The organism is Bradyrhizobium sp., assembly GCF_030693485.1.
Lineage (GTDB): Bacteria > Pseudomonadota > Alphaproteobacteria > Rhizobiales > Xanthobacteraceae > Bradyrhizobium.
This window is the reverse complement of the sequence record NZ_JAUYAN010000062.1, coordinates 1-4,628: the sequence shown is the minus strand read 5'-3', so window position 1 is coordinate 4,628 and position 4,628 is coordinate 1. Positions and strand designations below refer to the sequence as shown.

General features: G+C 63.3%; 6 protein-coding genes and 1 pseudogene. 3 read left to right on the top strand and 4 right to left on the bottom strand.

Features of this window, described 5'->3' with window-relative positions:
• Positions 1-316 (bottom strand): annotated as a pseudogene (locus Q8N40_RS04890) (hypothetical protein); the annotation flags it as partial.
• 227 nt (positions 317-543) lie between these two features.
• On the opposite strand from Q8N40_RS04890, the gene Q8N40_RS04885 reads away from it, so the two are divergent.
• From Q8N40_RS04885 to Q8N40_RS04875, 3 genes are all read left to right on the top strand, one after another.
• Positions 544-915 carry a Crp/Fnr family transcriptional regulator gene (locus tag Q8N40_RS04885; protein ID WP_305711017.1) on the top strand — a complete coding sequence of 124 codons (372 nt, stop codon included), beginning with the start codon at positions 544-546 and terminating at the stop codon, positions 913-915.
• Positions 912-1,724, top strand: coding sequence for an MBL fold metallo-hydrolase (locus Q8N40_RS04880; RefSeq protein WP_305321293.1), 813 nt, complete (start codon positions 912-914; stop codon positions 1,722-1,724). The genes Q8N40_RS04885 and Q8N40_RS04880 overlap by 4 nt, the downstream gene beginning before the upstream one ends.
• 86 nt (positions 1,725-1,810) lie before the next feature.
• Positions 1,811-2,422: a glutathione S-transferase family protein gene (locus tag Q8N40_RS04875; RefSeq protein WP_305321294.1), complete on the top strand. Its 612-nt coding sequence runs from the start codon at positions 1,811-1,813 to the stop codon at positions 2,420-2,422.
• 94 nt (positions 2,423-2,516) lie between these two features.
• Here Q8N40_RS04875 and Q8N40_RS04870 read toward each other — a convergent pair whose 3' ends face one another.
• From Q8N40_RS04870 to Q8N40_RS04860, 3 genes are read right to left on the bottom strand one after another with little or no spacing between them, the layout of a single operon-like run.
• Positions 2,517-3,014, bottom strand: coding sequence for a TPM domain-containing protein (locus tag Q8N40_RS04870; RefSeq protein WP_305711016.1), 498 nt, complete (start codon positions 3,012-3,014; stop codon positions 2,517-2,519).
• Positions 3,015-3,016: 2 nt separating this feature from the next.
• A complete protein-coding gene (locus tag Q8N40_RS04865) occupies positions 3,017-3,871 on the bottom strand; it encodes a YgcG family protein (protein WP_305711015.1) in 855 nt (284 codons plus the stop codon).
• Positions 3,872-3,907: 36 nt separating this feature from the next.
• Entirely contained in the window at positions 3,908-4,525 is a 618-nt protein-coding gene (locus tag Q8N40_RS04860) for a LemA family protein (RefSeq protein WP_305711014.1), read from the bottom strand.
• Between the last annotated feature and the right edge of the window lie 103 nt (positions 4,526-4,628).

Sequence of the window (4,628 nt, the reverse complement as noted above, 5' to 3'; positions counted from 1 at the left end):
ACATGATCATGATCTTGCCCGGCGCGCGCGGCGCGTCGGCCTTGGCAGTATCGGCAGCCTCAACTTTGGGGGCGTCAACCTTGGGGGCTTCAAGCTTGGGGGCTTCAAGCTTGGGGACTTCAGCCTTGGCTGCGTCCACTTTGGCCGCGTCGCCCTGCGCGGGGACCAGATCGGGAGATTCGATCTGGGTTCCGGCCTTCGGGGTCTCCTGCGCCGCCACCGGCTGGCTTGCCGTATTGGACGAGCTGGAAACGGCCGGCCCGGCGCTAACGGATCCGGTTTCGCTGCTGGTCGGCTCGGCCTGCTGTTCGCTCACGTTCAATTCTCCCGTAAAGGTTCACCATTTGGTAACTTTCATTCCTTGCGAAATCGTTACCGGCGGCGGCCTTACCAAAATTTTAGGAACTCGCTCTGCCCGGTTTGGACGGCCACCCTGTTTATGTTGCTCTGCGGCATCGGCCCGGAGCGTCCCGATGTGTCGTTTGCGCCGCCCGGTTTCCGGACTAACATGCCGTCAGCGACCAGCCAGAAGGCGGCGACTCCATGGCCATCGAGAAATGCATCAACGAATTCGATGTGGATGAAGTCATTTTCGAGGAAGGCTCGACCGGGCGCGAGCTGTTCGTGGTGCTCGACGGCAATGTCGAAATCGCCAAACTCAGCGACGCCGGCAAGACCGTCATCGTGACGCTTGGCAAGGGCGAATTTTTCGGCGAGATGGCGGTGATCGACGGCTCGTCGCGCTCGGCCACCGCGATTGCGGCGGCGCCGAACACCAGGGTGATGCGGATCAATCACGCCCGCTTCGTCTATCTGGTCAGCCAGCAGCCGGCCTTCGCGCTGATGGTGATGGATGCGCTCTCGAAACGCCTGCGCGCCTCCAACGCTGTCAATTTCAGGGCGGCGACGCCATGAGCGACCGCAAGCCGAGCCGTTTTCCGATTCTCCTGAACAACGACACCTGCTCGCTGATCGAGGCCGCCGAGGACGTCTACCAGATCCGTTTCAAGAACCGCGCCGCCAACGCCTATCTGGTTCGCGGAAAAAGCCGGACCATCCTGATCGACGTCGGGCTGTCCTCCAACTATCCCGCGCTGCTGGAATGCCTCTGCCATGTCGGCTGTCCCCCCGAATCCGTCGACATGGTGATCCTCAGCCACGAGCATCTCGATCATATCGGCGCGGCGTATCATTTCGGCGGCCGCACCCTGATCGCAGCGCACCGGCTGGCCGCCAACAAGATCATGCTGCGCGACGATTTCTCGATGCTGCGCAAGATGTTCAACGAGCCGCCGGTGCCGATCAATGTCGATCTCTGGCTGGAGGAAGGCAATTTGATCGACCTCGGCAATTTCCGCCTCAACGTGATGTATACGCCTGGCCACACCTCGGCCTGCATCAGCCTGTTCGAGCAGGACCAGGGATTGCTGTTCGCCGCCGACACGCTGATGCCCGGCGGCGTGATGGGCGGCGTGTTCGGATCCGGCAGCATCGCCGACTACATCCAGTCGCTGGAGCGGCTGAAGGGATTGAACTCCAGGATATTGCTGTCAGGACACGGCCGGCTGTCCGACACACCGCAGGACGACGTCCGCATCGCGATCCAGCGCTCCCACACCCTGCTGTCGGACACCGCGCAACTGTTCGACGCGCTCGACGCGCGCTCGAACTTCGAACCGATCATGCAATCGGTGCGCGACCTCAACAAGCTCGACGACGGCTGAGAGGCTCTTGTCAGTTTGACAACAAGCCCGGCAGTCTGTTCAAACTCAGCAACAACAATGCTGCAATGAACCTGGGGAAACACGCCATGAAACTTTACGACTCGATCGGACCGAACCCGCATATCGTCCGCATGTTCATGGCGGAAAAGGGCATCGACATCCCGAAGCAGGCGGTCGACCTGCGCAAGGGTGAAAATCGCGAAGCCGAGCATCTGAAGCGCAATCCGCACGGCCAGATGCCGACGCTCGAGCTCGATGACGGCTCCTATCTGTCGGAGATCACCGCGATCTGCGAATACCTCGAAGAGAAAAAGCCCGCGCCCGCGCTGATCGGCTCGACGCCGGAAGAGCGCGCCGAGTGCCGGATGTGGACCCGCCGCGTCGACCTCAACATCTGCGAGCCTCTCGCCAACGGCTACCGCTTCGGCGAGGCGCTGAAGTTTTTCGAGAAGCGGATTCCCGTCGTGCCGGAAGCCTCCCCCGGCCTCAAGATGATCGCGCAGAACCGCCTGAAATGGCTCGACGGGCAGATCGCAGGCAAGGACTATCTGTGCGGCAAGCGCTTCACGCTGGCGGACATCCTGCTCTATGGCTGGCTGCATTTCGGCAACCAGGTCGGCCAGCCGCTCGATGCCGCCAACGCCAACATCGCGGCGTGGTTCGCCCGCGTCGGAGCTCGGCCGTCGGCGAAGGCGTAGGTAACTGTCGTCATTCCGGGGTATCGCGCAGCGATGAACCCGGAACCTCGAGATTCCGGGTTCGATGCTTCGCATCGCCCCGGAATGACAATCGTCACATCACCACCGGCGCATCCGGCAGCTCGTTCTTCCCGCCACCATGTCTCGGAAAATGCGACGCCAGCAGCCGCGACACGGCGTCGATCCCCTCGATCGCGCCGCCGGCAAAGTTGCCGGCGCGAAACTCGGCCTCCATCGCCTTGCAGATTGATTCCCAGCCCGCGGCGCCGACATGCGCGTCGATGCCGCGATCGGCGACGATCTCGACGTCGCGGTCGGCCAGCAGCAGATAGATCAGTACGCCATTGTTGTCGGCGGTGTCCCAGATCCGCAGTTGCGAGAACACGTCCAGCGCGCGCTCGCGTGCGGGCTGGCCGCGGAACAGCGGCGCGCCGTCGAGCGCGCCTTCCACCACGAAGCGGACCTGGCCGGAATGCGTGGCCTCGCCCGCCCTGATGGCGTGTTCGATCACCGCCATGACGTCAGGCGGGAAAATGCGCCGGACCCGCCAGCGATGCTCGATGAGATGCCTGCCGATGCGTTTGATGCCCATCGCTACCATCTCCCCGACGCGCCGCCGCCGCCGAAGCTGCCGCCACCGCCGCTGAACCCGCCGCCGGAACTGCTGCCTCCGGAGCCGCCGGACCAGGTGCCGCCGCGCCCGCCCGCCGACGCGATGCTCTCGCCGAACATCGTGAGGACGAACGCGATGATCGCAAAGATGACCGACAGCCCCAGCGATCCGACCAGGAACCAGGCCAGCAGTCCGACAAAGCCGCCGGTCGCCAGCGAACCGAACAGCCGGCCGAGCGTGCTGCGCAGAATGCCGCCTGCGATGAACAGTGCGGCGATGACGAAGGGATTGAACGGATCGATATTGTTCAGCAGGCCAGGGCTGCGCCAGTGCTCCGGCGCAGGCGCTGGCAGTTTTTCGCCGTCGATCACCCGGATGATCCGGTCGACCCCCGCCGAAATGCCGCCGGCAAAATCGCCGGACTTGAACTTCGGGGTGATGTCTTCGTCGATGATGCGCCTGGCGGTGGCGTCGGTGAGCGCGCCTTCGAGGCCGTAACCGACCTCGATGCGAAGCCGCCGGTCGTTCTTGGCGACGACGAGCAGCGCGCCGTCGTCGATCTTCTTGCGGCCGATCTTCCAGGCTTCGGCGACCCGGATCGAGAATTGCTCGATCGATTCCTGATCGGTGGTCGGCACGATCAGCACCGCGATCTGGCTGCCCTTGCGCTTCTCCAGATCGCTTAACGTCTGCGTCAGCGCGGCGACCTCGCCGCTGGACAGCGTGCCGGTCTGATCGATCACGCGCCCTGACAGCGGCGGCACCGCGACGTCGGCCGCGGCTGCGCAGGAAAAGCACAGCAGCAGCGCAACAAAGGCGGCTCTTGCAACGTTCATCGCGGCCAATCTTTGCGGGTGGAACCAGCTGGCAGGTTATTTGGCCGGCGCGGCCGGCGCCGGCGCCGGATTGAAATCGACCTTCGGCGCGGTCGAGATCGCCTTCTCGTTTTCGACCGTGAAGTTCGGCTTCTCCTTGTATCCGAACGCCATCGCCGTCAGATTGTTCGGGAAGGTGCGGATGCCGACATTATAGTCCTGCACCGCCTTGATGTAACGGTTGCGCGCCACCGCGATCCGGTTCTCGGTGCCTTCGAGCTGCGACATCAAGTCCTTGAACAAGGCATCGGATTTGAGCTGCGGGTAATTCTCGGTCACAACCAGTAGTCGCGACAACGCGCTGGAGAGTTCACCCTGCGCCGCGGTGAACTTCTGGAACGCAGCGGGATCGTTCAGCACTTCCGGCGTCGCCTGGATACTGCCGACCTTGGCCCGGGCATTGGTGACGCCGAGCAGCACGTCCTTTTCCTGCTGCGCGAAACCCTTCACCGAATTGACCAGATTGGGCACGAGGTCGGCGCGGCGCTGGTACTGGTTGACGACCTCCGACCAGCCCGCCTTGACCTGCTCGTCGGTGGTCTGGATCGCATTATAGCCGCAATTGGTCAGGCTCAGCGTCGCCAGCGCCGCCAGCACGGTCCATAATCTGCGCATCGTAATTTCTCCAGTTGGAATTTTCCGCAGCGTAGCAGAACGACGCCAGACTTTCACGCCGTCATTCCGGGGCGCGTCGAAGACGCGAACCCGGAATCTCGCC

Excerpts from the sequence above, each read along its gene's own strand:
- Q8N40_RS04885 (WP_305711017.1), top strand. The coding sequence starts at position 544 with ATGGCCATCGAGAAATGCATCAACGAATTCGATGTGGATGAAGTCATT.
- Q8N40_RS04880 (WP_305321293.1), top strand. The coding sequence starts at position 912 with ATGAGCGACCGCAAGCCGAGCCGTTTTCCGATTCTCCTGAACAACGAC.
- Q8N40_RS04875 (WP_305321294.1), top strand. The coding sequence starts at position 1,811 with ATGAAACTTTACGACTCGATCGGACCGAACCCGCATATCGTCCGCATG.
- Q8N40_RS04870 (WP_305711016.1), bottom strand. The coding sequence starts at position 3,014 with ATGGGCATCAAACGCATCGGCAGGCATCTCATCGAGCATCGCTGGCGG.
- Q8N40_RS04865 (WP_305711015.1), bottom strand. The coding sequence starts at position 3,871 with ATGAACGTTGCAAGAGCCGCCTTTGTTGCGCTGCTGCTGTGCTTTTCC.
- Q8N40_RS04860 (WP_305711014.1), bottom strand. The coding sequence starts at position 4,525 with ATGCGCAGATTATGGACCGTGCTGGCGGCGCTGGCGACGCTGAGCCTG.